General features: G+C 58.4%; 20 protein-coding genes and 1 other annotated feature. Of the genes, 19 read left to right on the forward strand and 1 reads right to left on the reverse strand.

Features of this window, described 5'->3' with window-relative positions:
- Window positions 1–12 precede the first annotated feature (12 nt).
- The 12 genes from minD (at window position 13) to IRT44_RS11715 (ending at window position 9,810) form a co-directional block, all read left to right on the forward strand.
- Window positions 13–807: a septum site-determining protein MinD gene (gene minD, locus IRT44_RS11660; RefSeq protein WP_171565475.1), complete on the forward strand. Its 795-nt coding sequence runs from the start codon at window positions 13–15 to the stop codon at window positions 805–807.
- Between the two features lie 132 nt (window positions 808–939).
- The gene (rodA, locus tag IRT44_RS11665; RefSeq protein ID WP_171565474.1) at window positions 940–2,076 is read left to right on the forward strand and encodes a rod shape-determining protein RodA; all 1,137 of its coding nucleotides are present in this window, start codon (window positions 940–942) and stop codon (window positions 2,074–2,076) included.
- 233 nt (window positions 2,077–2,309) lie between these two features.
- A complete protein-coding gene (locus tag IRT44_RS11670) occupies window positions 2,310–2,510 on the forward strand; it encodes a cold-shock protein (RefSeq protein ID WP_029097474.1) in 201 nt (66 codons plus the stop codon).
- A gap of 183 nt (window positions 2,511–2,693) precedes the next feature.
- Window positions 2,694–3,470 (forward strand): M23 family metallopeptidase, encoded by a 777-nt coding sequence (locus tag IRT44_RS11675; RefSeq protein ID WP_230076712.1) that lies wholly within the window; start codon window positions 2,694–2,696, stop codon window positions 3,468–3,470.
- Window positions 3,463–4,299 carry a M50 family metallopeptidase gene (locus IRT44_RS11680; RefSeq protein WP_230076713.1) on the forward strand — a complete coding sequence of 279 codons (837 nt, stop codon included), beginning with the start codon at window positions 3,463–3,465 and terminating at the stop codon, window positions 4,297–4,299. The genes IRT44_RS11675 and IRT44_RS11680 overlap by 8 nt, the downstream gene beginning before the upstream one ends.
- Before the next feature lie 168 nt (window positions 4,300–4,467).
- On the forward strand, window positions 4,468–6,000 hold the full coding sequence (locus tag IRT44_RS11685; RefSeq protein ID WP_230076714.1) for a ribonuclease E/G: 1,533 nt from the start codon (window positions 4,468–4,470) through the stop codon (window positions 5,998–6,000).
- A gap of 61 nt (window positions 6,001–6,061) precedes the next feature.
- Window positions 6,062–6,140: a sequence feature (ribosomal protein L21 leader region), on the forward strand.
- A gap of 10 nt (window positions 6,141–6,150) precedes the next feature.
- On the forward strand, window positions 6,151–6,462 hold the full coding sequence (gene rplU / locus IRT44_RS11690) for a 50S ribosomal protein L21 (RefSeq protein ID WP_171565471.1): 312 nt from the start codon (window positions 6,151–6,153) through the stop codon (window positions 6,460–6,462).
- Window positions 6,463–6,480: 18 nt separating this feature from the next.
- Window positions 6,481–6,834, forward strand: a complete 354-nt coding sequence (locus tag IRT44_RS11695; RefSeq protein ID WP_171565470.1) for a ribosomal-processing cysteine protease Prp — start codon at window positions 6,481–6,483, stop codon at window positions 6,832–6,834.
- Window positions 6,835–6,836: 2 nt separating this feature from the next.
- A complete protein-coding gene (rpmA, locus tag IRT44_RS11700) occupies window positions 6,837–7,136 on the forward strand; it encodes a 50S ribosomal protein L27 (protein WP_029097468.1) in 300 nt (99 codons plus the stop codon).
- A 131-nt stretch (window positions 7,137–7,267) separates the two neighbouring features.
- Window positions 7,268–7,852: a Spo0B domain-containing protein gene (locus IRT44_RS11705; RefSeq protein WP_171565469.1), complete on the forward strand. Its 585-nt coding sequence runs from the start codon at window positions 7,268–7,270 to the stop codon at window positions 7,850–7,852.
- Window positions 7,853–7,865: 13 nt separating this feature from the next.
- Window positions 7,866–9,143 (forward strand): GTPase ObgE, encoded by a 1,278-nt coding sequence (obgE, locus tag IRT44_RS11710; RefSeq protein WP_171565468.1) that lies wholly within the window; start codon window positions 7,866–7,868, stop codon window positions 9,141–9,143.
- Between the two features lie 7 nt (window positions 9,144–9,150).
- The gene (locus IRT44_RS11715) at window positions 9,151–9,810 is read left to right on the forward strand and encodes a PilZ domain-containing protein (protein WP_230076715.1); all 660 of its coding nucleotides are present in this window, start codon (window positions 9,151–9,153) and stop codon (window positions 9,808–9,810) included.
- Window positions 9,811–9,946: 136 nt separating this feature from the next.
- Here IRT44_RS11715 and IRT44_RS11720 read toward each other — a convergent pair whose 3' ends face one another.
- Entirely contained in the window at window positions 9,947–10,099 is a 153-nt protein-coding gene (locus IRT44_RS11720) for a hypothetical protein (protein WP_171565466.1), read from the reverse strand.
- A gap of 174 nt (window positions 10,100–10,273) precedes the next feature.
- On the opposite strand from IRT44_RS11720, the gene IRT44_RS11725 reads away from it, so the two are divergent.
- From IRT44_RS11725 to IRT44_RS11760, 7 genes are all read left to right on the forward strand, one after another.
- The gene (locus IRT44_RS11725) at window positions 10,274–10,717 is read left to right on the forward strand and encodes an ACT domain-containing protein (RefSeq protein WP_171565465.1); all 444 of its coding nucleotides are present in this window, start codon (window positions 10,274–10,276) and stop codon (window positions 10,715–10,717) included.
- Between the two features lie 26 nt (window positions 10,718–10,743).
- On the forward strand, window positions 10,744–12,048 hold the full coding sequence (locus tag IRT44_RS11730) for a homoserine dehydrogenase (protein WP_212132922.1): 1,305 nt from the start codon (window positions 10,744–10,746) through the stop codon (window positions 12,046–12,048).
- Entirely contained in the window at window positions 12,045–13,145 is a 1,101-nt protein-coding gene (thrC, locus tag IRT44_RS11735) for a threonine synthase (protein ID WP_171565463.1), read from the forward strand. Before IRT44_RS11730 ends, thrC begins: the two co-directional genes overlap by 4 nt.
- Window positions 13,145–14,074, forward strand: a complete 930-nt coding sequence (gene thrB, locus IRT44_RS11740; protein ID WP_171565462.1) for a homoserine kinase — start codon at window positions 13,145–13,147, stop codon at window positions 14,072–14,074. Before thrC ends, thrB begins: the two co-directional genes overlap by 1 nt.
- A gap of 23 nt (window positions 14,075–14,097) precedes the next feature.
- Complete coding sequence (pheA, locus tag IRT44_RS11745; RefSeq protein WP_171565461.1) at window positions 14,098–14,964, forward strand: prephenate dehydratase; 867 nt, start codon at window positions 14,098–14,100, stop codon at window positions 14,962–14,964.
- A 282-nt stretch (window positions 14,965–15,246) separates the two neighbouring features.
- Entirely contained in the window at window positions 15,247–16,983 is a 1,737-nt protein-coding gene (safA, locus tag IRT44_RS19400; RefSeq protein WP_326838915.1) for a SafA/ExsA family spore coat assembly protein, read from the forward strand.
- Between the two features lie 10 nt (window positions 16,984–16,993).
- On the forward strand, window positions 16,994–18,022 hold the full coding sequence (locus IRT44_RS11760; protein ID WP_171565459.1) for a phosphotransferase: 1,029 nt from the start codon (window positions 16,994–16,996) through the stop codon (window positions 18,020–18,022).
- Window positions 18,023–18,053 lie beyond the last annotated feature (31 nt).

Consider the following 18,053-nt stretch of genomic DNA (forward strand, 5'->3'; position numbering starts at 1 on the left):
GGAGGAACGGACGTGGGTATTGGAATTGTCGTAACATCAGGAAAAGGCGGCGTGGGCAAGACGACCACTTCCGCCAATTTGGGAACGGCGCTCGCTCTCCTGGGCCAGAAAGTCTGCATGGTCGATACGGATATCGGACTGCGCAATCTGGATGTCGTCATGGGACTGGAGAACCGCATCATTTACGACCTGGTGGATGTGGCGGAAGGGACTTGCCGCCTGCAGCAGGCGCTGATCAAAGACAAGCGGTTCGAAACCCTGTCCCTGCTGCCGGCTGCACAGACCAAGGACAAGTCGGCGGTTTCCCCCGAGCAGATGGAGGAAATCGTCACACAGTTGAAGCGGGAGTTTGACTATGTCCTGATCGACTGCCCGGCCGGGATCGAGCAGGGATTCCGCAACGCGGTGGCAGGCGCGGATCAGGCGATCGTAGTCACGACGCCAGAGAAAGCCGCTGTCCGTGACGCGGACCGGATCATCGGTCTGTTGGAACGGGAACAGGTCGGCATGCCCAAGCTGGTGATCAATCGTGTGCGGTCGCACCTGGTGAAAAACGGCGACATGCTCGATGTGGAAGATATTCTGGATTTGTTAGCCATTGACTTGATTGGCGTTGTGCCGGATGATGATCATGTCATCAAATCGGCTAACCAGGGTGAGCCGGTGGTGATGAACCACGAGTCCCGTGCGTCCATCGCCTACCGCAACATCGCCCGCCGCCTGTTGGGCGAAGCCGTGCCGCTTCAGCCGCTGCAGGAAAAGACGGGCGTGCTGCAAAAGGTGCGCAGGTTTTTCGGATTGAAATAAAGCGACGTTAGCCGAACCAAAAGAACAGGAGTTTTCCTGTTCTTTCATTCTTATCGGCGCAGATGCGCAAGCGGATCCCAGGAAGCCGCGTCCCTCGTGAGAATGGGAGCCAGGGAGGGCGAAGAAACTACTATGTTTGACCTTGAAAAACGACATCTGAAATCGATCGACTGGCCAATTGTGATCATCCTGTTTGGCTTGGCCGTGTACAGCTACAGTGGTATTTCCGGATCGGACAAAGGTATCCACATGGCCAACCAGCAGATGATCTGGTACGCGATCGGATTTATGGTGCTTTTCGCTACGCTGCTGTTCGACTATCGGCTGTATTACTCCATGTCTTACGTCTTGTACGCCATCGGCATCATCCTTTTGATCGGCGTATTCCAGACGACGCCGATCAACAACGCCACGAGTTGGTACCGCCTGCCGGGGGGCGTTTTGTTTCAGCCGTCTGAGCCGATGAAACTGTTTACGATTTTGACGGTGGCCCGTTACCTGGCCAACAAGGCTGACGATCCCGAGCGGTTCCGGTATTTCTATCAGCTCATTCCCGTCGGGCTCATCGTCGCCGTGCCCTTGCTGTTGATTTTGGTGCAGCCCGATTTGGGAAGCGCGCTGGTGTACTGCAGCATTTTGGCCACCATGCTGCTTGTGGGGGGCATCCGGTTGAAACACGTGCTCTACCTGGGCACGCTCGTCGGCAGCTTTTTCGGGTTTATGACGTATCTGTACTTTTTCCATCAGTCGATTTTCTTCAAGATCTTCAAACCGTATCAGTTTGATCGGATCAAGTTTTGGCTCAACCCCGATCTGGAACCGATGGGGCGCGGTTTTCAATTGAAGCAATCGCTGATTGCGATCGGCTCCGGCCAACTGTTTGGCAAAGGCATTAACACGCCGACCCAGGCCAGTTTCGGCTGGGTCCCCGTCGGCGAAAGCGACTTCATCTTTACCGTCATTGCGGAAAAGCTCGGTTTCGTCGGCGCGGGTGTGCTGATGATCCTGTTCTTCTTCCTGATTTACCGGATGATCCGCATCGCGATGGAGGTTAAAGATCCGTTTGGTTCCTATGTAGTGGCAGGGGTGGTCGGCATGTTCACGTTCCAGATTTTTGAGAACATCGGCATGACCATCCAGTTGATGCCCATCACCGGGCTTCCACTGCCCTTTATCAGCTACGGCGGCAGCTCGCTGTTGACCAATTTTCTGATCATCGGCGTCGTCCTGAACATCGGGATGCGCAAGGACAGACTGCGTTTTGATTAAATGCGTGACAAACCGATCCGGATGTGATACACTCAATCTAAGTTAACCCGTTTTACTAGCTGTAGTGATTTGATATAGGTTGTGGAGTCGTACCTTGTTGAGAGACGCCACCATGTGGTCAAATCTCGGCTCGGTACGACTTTTTCCATACCGGCAAAAACTCCTCTGTAAAAACAGGTTAACGGATCACTCTTTCGCCCCGATGCGGGCGCATGTTTAGGAGGTTTTGTTTCATGCAACAAGGTATTGTTAAATGGTTCAACGCGGAGAAAGGATACGGTTTCATCCAGGTTGAAGGCGGAGATGACGTATTCGTACACTACAGCGCTATCCAGGCAGAGGGTTTTAAAACGCTGGAAGAAGGTCAAAAGGTTGAGTTCGAAATCGTTCAAGGCAGCCGCGGACCGCAAGCTGCGAACGTTGTGAAACTGTAAACAATGGCCCATATCAAAAGCAGTCTCTCGATGGAGAGGCTGCTTTTTTGCATGTCGGGGCAGTCCCCAGCTGCCCAGGTCAACAGCCGTCATCCGTTCCTTACGGCTGTATGCCGCGCGGTTATAATGCGGACAGACAGGTCATAAGATGGTACAAAAGCTTGGCCATCGGAGGGATGGGACATGTTCGACGAAGTGGATCGTGTCAAAGAGAGGAGGCGGGCGCGGATGGAGCGGATTCGCTCACAGTCGCGCGACAGTCTGGCCCCGTTTGTCGACGACTGGAAAGATCCGATCGACCCCGACGACGCTCTGTTTCCATACGTTTCCCGCCGGAACAGCACCATGCCCCAACTGCCTGACCGGGAGCAATGGGGCATCCGGATCTTCGCGTCCGCGCTATTGGTGGGTCTGGCCTATCTGATTTTCCAAACGTCCGTCGTTCCGTTGGACTGGAAACATTCGGCGCGCGAAGTGATGACGCGCGATTTTAATTTTGCCGGCGTGGCCGACTGGTACGAAGCGCGCTTCGGTGCATTGCCGACGCTGTTGCCGTCCCTGTCGGGCAAGAAAGCGGTTCCGGTGGACGGGCACAGCACACAGACCGTCTGGAAATGGCCGGTTTCGTGGAAAGTGGTGAAGCCCTTTGACCATGCCAGCGGCAAGGTTGTGCTGAGCACCGGGACAGACGGTGCGGTCACGATGGGCGAGGCCGGGTGGGTGACGTTTGTGGGGGAAAAGCCTGGTTTTGGCACGACGGTGGTTGTCCGTCTGGCCCAGGGACGGGAGATGTGGTTTGGCAATTTGGAGAAAATTCAGGTCGCGGTAAACGACTTTCTCCAGCCGGGACAGGTGGTGGGCATCCCGCGAGCCATCAATGAAACGGCCCGGTATCTGTACCTGGGGGCACGGGCGCAGGAGCAGGCGATCGATCCGCTGGATGTGATTTCCTTTGAATGAGTGGCGCCCGTTCGGCATCCGCCTGCGCATTCACCTGCTGTTTTGGATTGTGATCGGCATGTCGATCCTGTTGGGAAAGTTTTGGGAGATTATCACCCTGTTTGTGATCGTGCTGATTCACGAGATGGGGCATATCGCGGTCGCCAGGGAGCTGGGCTGGACGGTCACGGAAGTGGAATTGCTGCCGTTTGGCGGCGTGGCGACGATGGAGGAAGCCTACGCAGTCGATCCGCTTGACGAGATTGTGGTGGCCCTGGCCGGCCCGTTTCTCAACGTGGTCATGATCGCGGTCTCCCTGGTATGCTGGTATGCCGGCATCTGGACGGATGAGTGGGCCCGCTTTTTCCTGGCCGGCAACGTGGCGGTCGCCGGCTTCAACCTGCTGCCGATCTGGCCGCTGGATGGGGGGCGGATCGTTCAAGCTGTCCTCTGCTGGTGCATGCCATACCGCCGGGCAGCCATCGCGTCGCTGACACTGAGCGCCATGCTGTCTGCACTGATGCTGGGTGTGTCTGTCCTGTCTCTGCAGACGAATGTCGCCGTGGTGGCCGTGTATCTGCTGGCCGTCAACATTCAGGCCTTTTTGCGTTTTCCCTACCAATTCATCCGCTTTCTGATGGAAAAATACGCGCGCCAGCCGGAAGAGTACGGTGTGCGGGCCTTGACCGTTCCGCCCGAGTCGACGGCGATGGAGGTGTCTCATCTGCTGCGGCGCGGCTGTTCCCACCTGGTCTACGTGCAGGGGAGCGGTCTGCTGGCTGAGGAGCGGCTGCTGCATGCGCTTCTGTTTGAAAACAAACACGATACCGCCGTCGGGCAGTTGGTGTGAGCGCGGCCCCGCCGCTTTTCTTTTTTTCACCGCTGTGGTAGAGTACGTGGTGCGAGTGATGATGCGGACCCCGCCCAAGCGATGGTGGGCATGGCGTGGACGTGCGGGACGTCAAGCCGGCCCGTCCGTCTTACATGCGCGGGAAGAGGGAAAAAGGAGAGGAACGGCGTGAAACAGGTGGCTATCAGCGGGTCTGGCGGCAGGCTCTGGGCGGCGCTGCTTGAACAGGGGCGACTGGTCGAATGGCGCAGCGAACAGGCGGAGACGGAACCGCAGGCGGGTTGTGTCTACCGGGGCAGGGTGACGGATGTGCTGCCGGGGATACAGGCCGCCTTTGTCGACATCGGCCAGGGAAAAAACGCCTTTTTGTACGTGGACGATGCCCTGCCGCCGTTTCATGGAACGGAAAAGCGCCTGATCAACGAGCTGGTGCGAGTAGGTGAAACACTGCTGGTGCAGGTGAGCAAGGAAGCGGCGGAAGGGAAGGCGCCAAAAGTGACGACGCGCGTCAGCATCCCCGGCCGACTGCTGGTGTACCTGCCTCCGGAGGGACGAGCCGTCGGGACGGTGGAAAACGGCCTGCCGGTCGCAAGCGTGCCGGCCGAGCCGACTGCCCGCGTCTCGGTTTCGCGCAAGATTGCGGACGAGGCAAAACGGCGGAAGCTGCGGGAGCGGGCCGCCGGACTGCTGGAGGACGGCGAAGGAGTGATCGTGCGGACGGAAGCCGAACATGTCGACGATGAAGCAGTGGCCCGCGAGCTAACCTTTTTGCGAAAGCGCTGGCGGGAAGCGCTCGCCTCGGCCGCCGGGCGGAAAACGCCGTGCCTGATCTGCCGCGATGTCGGACTGATTGAGGCGGCACTGCGCGACTTTGGAGCGGAGGACGCGGAGGAGATCATCGTCGAAGAGACGGCCGCCTTTCAGCGCGTCAAGGAACTGACGGAGGTGCTGTATCCCGACGCGGCGGACAAGATTCGCCGCTATCAGGGCAGGGAACCGCTGTTTGAGCGGCTCGGCTTGGAGGCCCAACTGGACCGGGCGCTGCAGCGGCGCATCCCCCTGCCGAGCGGCGTCCATCTCGTGTTTGACCGCACGGAAGCGATGACGGTGATCGACGTCAACACGGGAGCCTTTAGCGGCAAAGGGGGACAGCAGCGCGAACAGGCGATAACTGCCGCCAACCTGGAAGCGGCCCGGGAGATTGCCCGTCAACTGCGGCTGCGCGACATCGGTGGGATTGTCCTGATCGATTTTGTAAACATGCAGGAAGCGGCCAATCGGGAGCGGGTGTTGGCTGCCCTGCGCGCCGAAGCGGCCAAGGATACGGCGCCGGTGGCGGTGTTAGGCATGACCGCGCTCGGCCTGGTTGAGCTGACTCGCAAGCGGGTGCGGGCCAGCCTGGCCGAACGGATGACGGAGCCGTGCTCCTGCTGTGGCGGAACGGGACGAGTCCTCTCCGTCGACGAGCTGGAGCGCCGACTGTTTGACGAGCTGGGCGGGCTTGTCCTCAGCCAGGAGGCGGAAGCGGCGCTGGTCGAGGTGCCGGCCCGGATGTACGAACGCTTGGCGGCTGATAGTCCAGAGGGGCGGCCGCTGCATCTGTACGTGCTGCGCGCTGACCATCTTCCGCCCGAGCGATACCGCATCCTGTACGCCGGCCGCAGAGAGGAAGCGGACCGGCTGTATCGGGAAAAAGCATAAAATGCCTTGACTGTACAGTACAGGTATGGTAACCTAATGTCTGTCATGCAGCTATGCCTCGCGCATACTGTAACCGCTCGAATCAGGTTGGACAAGACGCCGTTCGCGGCGCACCTGCACAGGCGAGTCTGAGTATAGGAGGTGCACAACATGTACGCAATTATCGAAACCGGCGGCAAGCAATACAAAGTAGAAGAAGGCTCTGTTCTCTACATCGAGAAACTGGCTGCAGGCGAAGGTGACGTAGTTACTTTCGACAAAGTTCTCTTTGTAAGCAAAGACGGCAAAGTTACGGCAGGTACTCCTACCGTAGCAGGCGCAACGGTAACCGGCAAAGTAGAAAAACACGGTAAAGGTCAAAAAATTATCGTGTACAAATACAAAGCCAAGAAAAACTACCGTCGCAAACAAGGTCACCGTCAACCGTTCACCAAAGTTGTGATCGAAAAGATCAATGCGTAATTTTGGTGACGTACCGAGATGATTACCGTAACTGTTCAGCGCAATGCGCACTGTGAAATTGAAGAGATTGCGATTTCGGGACATGCCAACGCCGGCAGGCATGGCGAGGACATCGTCTGTGCAGCCGTGTCCGCGGTCAGTCTCGGGATCGTCAATTCGATTCAGCCACTGCTCGGATTTGTTCCGGACGTTGAGCACGCAGCAGAAGAGGGCGGGTTTCTCCGCTGGAGAGTGGGCCGTCTCGACGACGCTCGCCTTCATGAGAAACAACAGCTCTTGGCTGAGAGCATGGTTGTTGCCCTGTTTGTTGTAGCTGAAACGAACGGAAAATACGTGGCGATTCACGATTCAAAATGGCAAGGAGGTGCCTGACTATGAAATTCCTGTTCCCAGTTGACCTGCAGTTCTTCGCCTCCAAAAAAGGGGTAGGTTCTACCAAGAACGGTCGCGACTCCATCTCCAAACGTCTGGGTGTGAAGCGCGGCGACGGTCAATTCGTGAAAGCTGGCAACATCCTCGTACGCCAACGCGGTACGAAGATCTACCCGGGTGCTAACGTCATGAGAGGCGGCGACGACACGCTGTTTGCAACGGCTGACGGCATCGTTCGCTTCAAGCGTCTGGGCCGCGATCGCAAACAAGTGGTGATCGAACCGGTCGCTTCTCAAGCGTAAATAGTTCGGAGACGAAAACCCAGCCTTGTCGCTGGGTTTTCTTTTTATCCGGCATGGAGGATTTCTTTTAGTCGTTACGCAGGTATGGTACAATGGTAGAAGAAAGAAATTTATCGGTTTGGGTGGGGAAGATGAGGGACGAGCGCACGCTGTTCACGCAGCAAACTGATCAACTGCTGGCCGTATTGAACCGGCAGCGGCACGACTGGCTCAACCATGTCCAGGTTTTGCTCGGCTACCTGCGTCTGGGCCGCTTGGAAGAAGGTGAAAAGTACCTGAAACGCATCGCGGAGCTGGCCATGCAGGAAAGCATGGTGGCCAGGCTGAACAGCTCGCTGCTGTCCGTCTTCTTTTTGACGTTTAACGCGCTAAACAATGACCTGCTGCTGGAAGTGGATGTCTGCAGCGAAGTGGACCTGCGCAAGGCAGCAGCAGACGAGCATGACCTGTTTCAGTTGGTGGCAGGTATTGTGTTTACGGTCGGAGAGCACCTGGACCGGAATGAATTTGAACCGGCCAGCATGCAAATCAGCTTGTACCGAGGCGAAAAGGGCATCCATTTTCGCTTTGACCTGGCCGGGAAGCTGCGTGCATCCGCGCAGTGCGAACTGGAAAAACTGGTACGTGACAAGAGTCGAATTCCGGTGATAATCACCGCGTGCATACATACAGACGAGGAATGGGTACTGGAAACGGCTGTTCCAGTGGCGGAATGAGAGAGGTGACAGCATGTTTGTCGATCAGGTAAGGATTTACGTGAAGGGGGGAGACGGCGGAAATGGAGCCGTCTCTTTCCGACGGGAAAAATACGTGCCGCTGGGCGGGCCGGCCGGCGGTGACGGCGGGCGCGGCGGAGATGTGGTCTTCGTCGTGGATGAAGGGCTGCGCACGCTGGTGGATTTTCGCTACCAGAAGCATTTCAAGGCTCCGCGCGGCGAGAACGGACGCAATAAAGGGCAGCACGGAGCCGGAGCGGAAGACCTCGTCGTGCGGGTTCCTCCGGGGACGACCGTGATTGATGACGATACCGGGGAGGTCATCGCCGACCTGGTCGAGAACGGACAGCGGGCCGTCATCGCCAAAGGCGGGCGCGGCGGACGGGGCAACATCCGCTTTGCCACACCGGCCAATCCGGCGCCGCACATCTCGGAGAACGGTGAACCGGGACAGGAGCGCTATGTGAGACTGGAGCTGAAGCTGATTGCCGATGTCGGTCTGGTCGGCTATCCCAGCGTCGGCAAATCGACGCTTTTGGCCAGCGTAACGGCGGCCAAGCCGAAGATTGCCGCCTACCACTTTACCACGCTGACGCCCAACCTGGGCGTGGTCGATCTGGGCGAACGCAGTTTCGTCATGGCGGACCTGCCGGGGCTGATCGAAGGGGCGCATGAAGGTGTGGGGCTGGGGCACCAGTTTTTGCGACACGTAGAGCGGACCCGTCTGATCGTCCACGTGATCGACATGGCAGCCGTGGACGGACGCGACCCGGTGGAAGATTTCCATCAGATCAACCGGGAACTGAAGCTGTACAACCTGAAGCTGGAAGAGCGGCCGCAGATCGTCGCCGCCAACAAGATGGACCTGCCCGAGGCAAAGGAGAATTTGCGCCGCTTTCAGGAACTGGTGCCCGGTGTGACCGTGTACGAAATTTCAGCGGCTACCCGCCAGGGGGTACAGGAGCTGATGCACGCCGTGGCCGATCTGTTGGAAACGCTGCCGGACAAGCCGGCTGTCGAAGAGGTGGCGGAAGCGGAAGAGCGCGTCGTCTTCCGCGCAGAGAAAGAGCCGGAGCCGTTTGAGATTTCCCGCGACAACGAGGTATATGTCGTCAGCGGCGAAAAAATTGAAAAGCTGGTCCGCATGACCAATCTGAACAGCTACGATTCTGTTCAGCGCTTCGCCCGCATGATGCGCAGCATGGGCGTGGACGAAGCCCTGCGCAAACACGGGGCCAAGGATGGCGACACCGTCCGCATTGGTGATTTTGAGTTTGAATTTGTGGAGTGATAACAGTATGGCGGATATCCCCTCCCTTTCTCCGTTTATTGCGGACAAGCGGTTGCAGCGGGGCGGAGCGGTCGAACTGGTGACGCCCTTGGCAGCAAATCGGCCGCTTCATGCCATCGTCGAACATGTTCATTCGGGCTATCTGATCCTTTCGTACGTGGAGAGCGACACGAACACCTCCCTGTTGGGAACCATCGTCCATCTGCGCTGGGAAACGGATGAAGCCATTACCTGGCTGAGTCTGCAGGTGGTGCAGGAACAGGCGGTGTGGCCCGTGAAGCTGGCGCGCCTGGTGCCGACCAGCATCGAACAGGAAGCCAAAGGAGAGCGGCCGCTCCTGCAGCCTGATTTTGTCATCAATGTTCCGTACAAAATCATGGGAGCCCGACCCATAGAAGAAAGCGGGGAGGGCGTCCTGCTTCGGTTTTCCCCGACGCATCTGATTGTCGGCACGGACGGATTCGTCTCCGTAGGCGATTTTTTGCACTTGTCCTTTTTTCTTCCGCATTACAAGCAGGAACTGGTGGCGATGACAAAAGTGGTGGAGAAGACGTTTCGGGACGGTTCGGCGGTGTTAAAGCTGGTCATCACCGATCTGGAGGAAAGATATCGTCACGTGCTGCAGCGTTATTACGAAAAATTGGCACAATCCGGACGCAACGCATAAGTCTTGCAATTCCTTGCAACGAGCAGGAATGCGTGAACGTCTCAGGAAGAAAGCGTTCGTCCGGAGGAAATAAATGGAATATTTTGGGAGCAAAAAGTATGCCTGACCACAGGCATACTTTTTTTGCTGTGCCCGTTTACTTGTTGCCGCTCGGATCTTCCACTGCGTGGGGAGACTGGGCCATTTTTTTCCCCCGCGTGTTGTCGCCGAACTGGTCCAAATCGCTCGGCTTGGCGGCGGGGTGGTTGTTCCGGCGCTCCGACTTGTCCGTCTTGCCGCGTCCAGCCATTGGTCACTCACCTCGCTTTGCTCTGGGTCCGTTATAGTCTGTGCCAAGGGAAATTCGCTCATGTACGAGCAGGCGAGCACAAAAAAATTGCATAGAAGGATTGTCAGGGGAAAAGGGATCAGCTATAATGTCCTCTAGGCAAAAACAACTGTTTTTCTCAGGAGGACACAACGTGTGAAACGGGAAGAAAAGTTTTACTTGATTCGCTCCGACATTTTACCGGAGTCGATCGCCAAGACCATCGAGGCGAAAAAACTGCTGGAGGCCGGAGAAGTGGATACGGTAAACGAGGCGGTGGAACGGGTGGGATTAAGCCGCAGTGCTTTTTACAAGTACAAGGACGGCATTTTTCCGTTCAACGCGATGATGAGTGAGAAGATCATGACCATCACGTTTTCGCTGGAACACCGCTCCGGGTACTTGTCCAAGGTGCTGCAGTACATAGCGGAGCAAGGGGGCAACGTGCTGACGATCAACCAGACGATCCCGCTCCAGGGTATTGCCAACATTTCCATGTCGGTGGACATGGCTCATCTGAAGGTGTCCAGCACGGAGTTTCTGGAAGGACTGCAAGAGATAAACGGTGTGCGCAAAGCGATGATTGTCGGTCGCGGATAGCGGCTGCCGGATAGGAGGAGAGAGACATGGACAAGCAAACGGTAAAACTGGGGTTGATGGGGTTTGGCACAGTAGGCACTGGCGTCGTTCGCATCATCCAGGCCCATCAGGAGGATTTGCAAAAACAGACGGGGCTGGGCATCGAGATCAAGCGGATTCTGGTGCAGGATGCAGAGAAGACCCGGAGCATCCCGTCGATGAACAGCGTGCTTACGACCAATGCGTCCGATCTGCTGGACGACCCGGAGATCGACGTGATCGTGGAAGTGATCGGCGGCATCTCGCCGGCGAGAGAATATATTCTGGCAGCGCTGGAACGGGGCAAGCACGTCGTCACCGCCAACAAGGATCTGATGGCCCTGCACGGCGGCGAAATCCTGCAAAAAGCGCAGGAGAAAGGTTGCGACGTCTATTACGAAGCCAGTGTCGCCGGCGGTATTCCGATTCTGAGAGCGTTGGTGGAAGGTTTTTCGTCTGACCGTATCACCAAAATGATGGGGATCGTCAACGGCACGACCAACTACATCCTCACCAAAATGAGCCAGGACGGTGCCGATTACAGCGACGTGCTGAAGGAAGCGCAGGCGCTCGGGTACGCCGAAGCAGATCCCACCTCCGACGTCGAAGGCTATGACGCTGCCCGCAAGATGGCGATTCTGGCGACGTTGGGCTTCCGTGTGCCGATGAAGCTGGAGGATGTGGACGTCAAAGGCATCAGCGGGGTGACCAAGGAAGATATCGCCTACGGCAAAAAGCTGGGCTACGAGGTGAAGCTACTGGGTCTGGCCCGCCGGGACGGCGAAGCAATCGAGGTAAGCGTACAGCCGACAATGGTCGCCAAGAGTCACCCGCTGGCATCGGTCAACGGAGTGTTCAACGCCGTCTACGTGCACGGGGAAGCAGTGGGCGAGACCATGTTTTACGGTCCGGGTGCAGGCGAACTTCCGACGGCAACGGCCGTCGTGTCGGACTTGGTGACGGTGGTGAAAAACATGAAGCTGGGTGTAAACGGACGGGGCATGGTCGCTCCATACAAAGAAAAGATTCTCAAGGATGACAAGCAGAAATTGTCAAAATATTTCCTCCGCATCGTCGTGGCCGACAAGCGCGGTGTACTGGCGCAGATTACGCAGCTGTTGGCGGACAAGAACATCTCGCTGGAGCAGGTGCTGCAGCAGCCGTACAACAACGGTGAACAGGCGGAAATCATCATCGTGACGCATCTGGCGTCGAAGGGAGACATGGACGAGGTGCTGCAGGGCATGGAAGAACTGGAGATCGTGAGCGAAGTGAAAAGCTGCTACCGCGTGGAAGGAGGCGAGCAGGCATGAGCCAATGGCAATCGTCTGTTCAGGCCGACCGGCAATCAGGCATCATCGCCCGGTACCGCCAGTTTCTGCCGGTGACGGAAAAGACTCCGCATGTCAGCCTTCACGAGGGCAACACGCCACTGATATACGCTCCGTCTCTCTCCCGGCAATTGGGTGTAGAGCTGTACTTCAAGTATGAGGGGCTGAATCCGACCGGCTCGTTTAAAGACCGCGGCATGGTGATGGCCGTCGCCAAAGCGCTGGAAGAAGGCAGCACCACCATCATGTGCGCCTCCACCGGCAATACCTCTGCTGCTGCCGCTGCCTACGCCGCCCGCGCCGGGCTGCGCTGCATCGTGCTGATCCCGAGCGGCAACATCGCGCTGGGCAAACTGGCGCAGGCGATCGCCTACGGAGCGGAGGTTATCGCCATCGACGGGAACTTTGACGAAGCGCTGCGCATCGTCCGCGACATCACCGCTGCTGAGCCGATCACGCTGGTCAACTCGGTCAACCCGTACCGGATCGAGGGGCAAAAAACCGCCGCGTTTGAAATTTGCGACGCGCTCGGCACCTCCCCGGACATTCTCGCCATTCCGGTGGGCAACGCCGGCAACATCACGGCATACTGGAAGGGCTTCAAGGAGTACCACGCAGCCGGAAAAACGGCACAACTGCCGCGCATGTTCGGCTTTCAGGCGGCGGGAGCGGCGCCGCTGGTCCTCGGCCATCCCGTGCCCAATCCGGAGACGATTGCCACGGCGATTCGCATCGGCAACCCGGCGAGCAAGGATGGAGCGCTGGCGGCTATCGCCGAATCGGACGGTCTGGTGGACAGCGTGACCGACGAGGAAATTCTGCACGCCTACCATTTGCTCGCGAAAAGCGAAGGCATCTTCTGCGAACCGGCATCGGCCGCTTCCCTGGCCGGCGTGATCAAGCTGCGCGAGGCGGGTAGATTGGAGCAGGGCCTGACGATCGCATGCGTGCTGACGGGCAACGGACTGAAAGATCCCAATACCGCCCTCAAGCTGGTAGGGGAAGAACCGCGCTCCGTGCCGGCGACGCGTGACGCGGTGATGGCGTTGATTCGCGAAAATGCGGGAGGCGTTTCGTGATGAACCGTCCTCTCGTGCGGGTCACCGTCCCCGCCAGCACCGCCAACCTGGGACCGGGCTTCGATGCCGTGGGCATGGCCTTTCAATTGTACTCCACAGTGGAGATGGCGCTCAGCGAGACGACGGAAATCGTGCTGATCGGCGAGGAACTGGAGGGGCTGCCCGCGGACAAGGGGAACCTGCTGTACCAGGTGGCCGCAGGACTGTTTGCGGAAGCGGGGCTGCCCGTCCCCGAACTGTATATCCGCGCAACGACGGAAGCGCCGCTGACGCGGGGGCTTGGCAGCAGCGCCGCGGCGATCGTCGGCGCACTCGTCGCCGCCAACAAGCTGGCCGGAGAGCCGTTTGACCGGGAGCGGCTGTTTGCCATCGCCACCCGGCTGGAAGGCCATCCGGACAACGTGGGGGCGTCGCTGTTCGGCGGCATTGTGGTGGCGACGATGCCGGAGCGGGACGAGGAGCCGATCCCTTACGTCCGCCTTGCTCCCCCGGAGGGGCTGCATACGCTCGTAATCATCCCTGACTATCCGCTGTCGACGGAAAAGGCGCGCCATGTCCTGCCTGATGTGTACAGCAAACCGGATGTCATATATAATGTTGGTCATAGCAGTTTGCTGGTGGCCGCTTTGGCCCAAGGCAGATTGGACCTGTTGGGTCAGGCGATGGGGGATCGGCTGCATCAGCCGTACCGGGCTGCGCTTGTCCCCGGCCTGCGTGAAATCCTGGACGGGGCGTCTCGCAACGGCGCACTGGGTGCGGCGCTGAGCGGCGCGGGACCGACGATGCTCTGCTTCTACTCGACGGACGCGGAGCGGGAAAAGCTGCAGGCGTTTGTCGACAGTGTGATGCAAAAGCACGGCGTTTCCTACCGGACGATGCGGTTAAGACCCGATGAGCATGGCGCACAGGTGACAATCTCGACCAGATAGAGAATGCGGATAGGAGTATTGTCATGGAGAAACGATTGGCTTTTCTCGGACCGCGCGGAACATTTTCAGAAGAAGCGGCCCGCGCGTTGACGGCGCGTCGGCCGTTTCGTTACTTGGCGTGTCCGAGCATCATCGACGTTCTGAACGCCGCTGCCACAGGAGAGGCAGACTACGGCGTGGTGCCGGTGGAAAACACGATTGAAGGCACCGTCAACGCGGCCATGGACTGGTTGATTCACGAGGTGGACCTGCCGATTTTGGCCGAACTGGCGCTGCCAATATCACAGCACTTGCTGGTGGCCAAGCGGGACGACATCCTGCCGCTCGAAGCCATTACCCGGATTTTGTCGCACCCGCACGCCATCGCCCAGTGTCACAATTTTCTCCGCAAGCACCTGCCCCACGCTGAAATTGAGTACACCAACAGCACGGCGCAGGCGGCACAGATCGTCAGCGAGCATCCGGAGGAACCGTGGGCGGCGATCGGGACGCGGCTCAATCCGGAAATCTACCCGCTGTCGTTTGCTCAGCAGGAGATTCAAGACTATTCCAACAACTATACCCGCTTTGTCCTCGTCGGTCGCGAACCGCTGGAGATGCCCCCGTCTGACAGGGAAAAGACGACCATCCTGGTCACGCTTCCAGAAGATTTTCCGGGCGCCCTCTACCAGGTGCTGGCCGCGTTTGCCTGGCGCAAGATCAACCTGTCCCGCATCGAATCCCGCCCGACCAAAAAGGGATTGGGCAGCTACCTGTTCGTGATTGACATTGAACAAAGAATGGACGATGTGCTGCTTCCCGGCGCGTTTGCCGAGATTGAGGCACTTGGCTGCCAGGTCCGCCAGCTCGGCACGTATCCGTTTTATCTGAAGGCCATTTACAAGGAGTAAGCCATATGTAGAAGAGGAAAATGCCGGGGACCTTCTGAGCGGTTCAAGCATGGTGTCCGCGTTGGAGAAAAAAGGTGAAAGCGTGGCAAGTGCGTGGAGGAAAGCGGCAGTTTCACTGCACTGCTGCAGAAAACTCCCATCGGAACGGTTGTTTGACGACACGTCAAACAGCCGTTTTTTCGTGCGCTCCGCAAGATGGGCGAACGCCCTTTTTTGCCGGGGTGAGCAAAACGCCCATGGGTGCATACCATGAAAAGGAGTTTCCGAGAGGGAGGAGAAACTGTGAAAATCCACGTAGTTCAACGAGGCGACACCATGTGGAAAATCGCCAAAAAATACGGCGTCGATTTTAAAGAACTGCTTCGCCTGAACAGCCAGATAAAAAACCCTGACTTGATTTATCCCGGCATGCGGGTAAAAATCCCGTCCAAGCGCGTGCCGGTACGGCCGCAGAAAAACAGGACGTCATCATCGCAGGAATCTCCCCGGGTTAAAGAAAAGCCGATCAAGGAAGAACAAATGGAGCCGGAGGTGCCGCAGCAAATCGAGATGCGGCCGATGGAGCCGCCGGAGGAAGACACGGATCAGGAGCTGAAACCGGAAACAGAACCGGAAACGGAACTGGGAACCGAACCGGGAGCGGAACCAGGAACAGAACCAGAGATGGACACAGACATCGGGCAAGAGCGCGAAGTGGAAATCGAAGCAGAACAAGAAGCGCCGCAGGCCCTGCCTTCCGAGCCGTCTGAACTGCCCGCGCCGTTCGGCGATATTGGACCGTATGGACCGAATGTGCCGCCAATGCCGCCCGGCCAAGTAAGACCATACGGGCCGAATGTTCCGCCAATGCCGCCCGGCCAAGTAAGACCATACGGGCCGGGAGTGCCGCCAATGCCGCCCGGTCAGGTAAGACCATACGGGCCGGGAGTGCCGCCAATGCCGCCCGGCCAGGTAAGACCATATGGGCCGAATGTTCCGCCAATGCCGCCCGGTCAGGTAAGACCATACGGACCAGGAGTGCCGCCAATGCCGCCCGGCCAGGTAAGACCATATGGGCCGAATGTTCCGCCTGCGCCCCCCGGCCAAGTGCGTCCGTTCGTGCCGTACGCTGCGCCGACACCGCCTACCAGGTTATCGCCGCAGGTTGTGCCTTCGCCCACTCGTCCGGTCACTCCACAGCCGCCGATTCAACCGATTCGGCCGCCTGTGCCGCCTCAACTGAGGCCGGTTCCGCCGACGGCTCCACCGGCCAAGGTGAGTCCGACGCAGCCGATCTGCCCGCCTTGCGGAAGACCGCCGTGGGTAAGCCCGCAGACGCAGCAGCCGAACGCGATGCCGCCGCGCGTAAGCCCGGAAATGCTGCCGCCGAACGCGATGCCGCCGCGCGTAAGCCCGGAAATGCTGCCGCCGAATGCGATGCCGCCGCGCGTAAGCCCGGAAATGCTGCCGCCGAACGCGATGCCGCCGCGCGTAAGCCCGGAGATGCTGCCGCCACACGCGATGCCGCCGTGGGCAGGCCCGGAAATGCTGCCGCCACACGCGATGCCGCCGTGGGCAGGCCCGGAAATGCTGCCGCCGAACGTGATGCCGCCGTGGGCGGGTCCGGAAATGATTTCGCCGAACATGATGCCGCCGTGGGCGGGTCCGGAAATGATTTCGCCGAACATGATGCCGCCGTGGACAGGTCCGGAAATGCTGCCGCCACACGCGATGCCGCCGGATTACCTGTATGAAGACAGTCCGTCGAGATGGCGGCGTCCGCCGGGCCGTACCCGCCGCAAGAAAAAGCGGCATCATCGGGAGTGCTGCGATTCGACGTCCAGCTCTTGCTCGTGTCGGGACAGCGGTCACGATGGTCCATATGATGACTTGCCCTATCAAGATTGTCAGTGTGACAGCGGCACACAGGAGAACGCGACCCCGTTGACGTACTCTGCTTCCCAATCCATTCCGGCCCTGCCCGCTCAGGAAGTGTGGCCAAATTGGGAACAGGGGCACGATGAATCTTCTTCTTCCTGAGTGTCAGGACATGAGCAGATCCTTTGTTCTTTCTCTTGAAAAAGCGTTCCGCTGCCGCATCTATGGGATAAAGCCCCGACGCAATGTTCATCTTCTCAAGACGGATCGGGGCCATTGGATCATCAAGGGCTACAAAGATCGGGAGAAGGCGGAGTGGGTGACCCGACTCTCCGATACCCTGCAAGAGAAAGGATTTTACCAAACGGTTCAGTACGTCTCCGATGAGCGCGGAGAGAAAATCTTTCCGTTTCAGAACCGTTACTACACCGTGATGAAAATGATCGATGGCCGGGAAGCCGACAACACCTCGCTATCCGACGTAAAAAAATCGGCCGCGACGCTGGCCAGATTTCACCAGGCGGCCAGCGGCTTCCCCGTCCCTTATCCCTATGCATTTGAAGGCAAACCGGCTTTGCTGGACAAATGGGAAAGCCGATTGGAGCATTTCGAGCGGATCATCTGGCACGTGGAACAGCATGGCCCGCAAAACCGGCTGGAACAGATCATCCTGGAGATGGCGGATGAAGTCATCCGTGACAGCCGCGAGATTTTGCAGACGGCGTACAAACTGCCGCTGGCGTCGGAGCTGTTTGCCGTGGTCAAACAGGGTACGCTCGCCCACCGGGACGTGGCCAGCCACAATTTTCTGATCACGCCGCAAGGAAGATGCTATTTGATCGACCTGGACACCGTGAGCCACGACATGCAGCTCAGCGATCTGGTCCAGCTCATGGGGCGCATGCTGCTGATGCAGGGGTACCGCGTCGAATCGTTTGTGGAAGCGATTGAGGCGTACAGCCGGGTAAATGTGCTCAGCGACACCCAAGTCTGGATGATCCACCAGCTTCTGCGCTACCCGGACAATTTCCTGCGCGAAGTGACGGGCGTGTACGCCAACCGGCCGGGTTACACCATGCGCGGTGTGCTGCAGCTCGTACAGATGGAAGCGCGGCTGCGCCGGTCGCGCCGAATGTTTCTGGAAGCGGGCCCGGCGATTTTTCAGCGCTCTCCCTGGGGGTCCTATCTATTTGTCGGGTAAAAGAAAAAAGCTGACGGCACGGATGCCATCA

This window comes from Brevibacillus sedimenti, assembly GCF_020923495.1.
In the GTDB taxonomy this organism is placed as follows: Bacteria; Bacillota; Bacilli; order Brevibacillales; family Brevibacillaceae; genus Brevibacillus; species Brevibacillus aydinogluensis.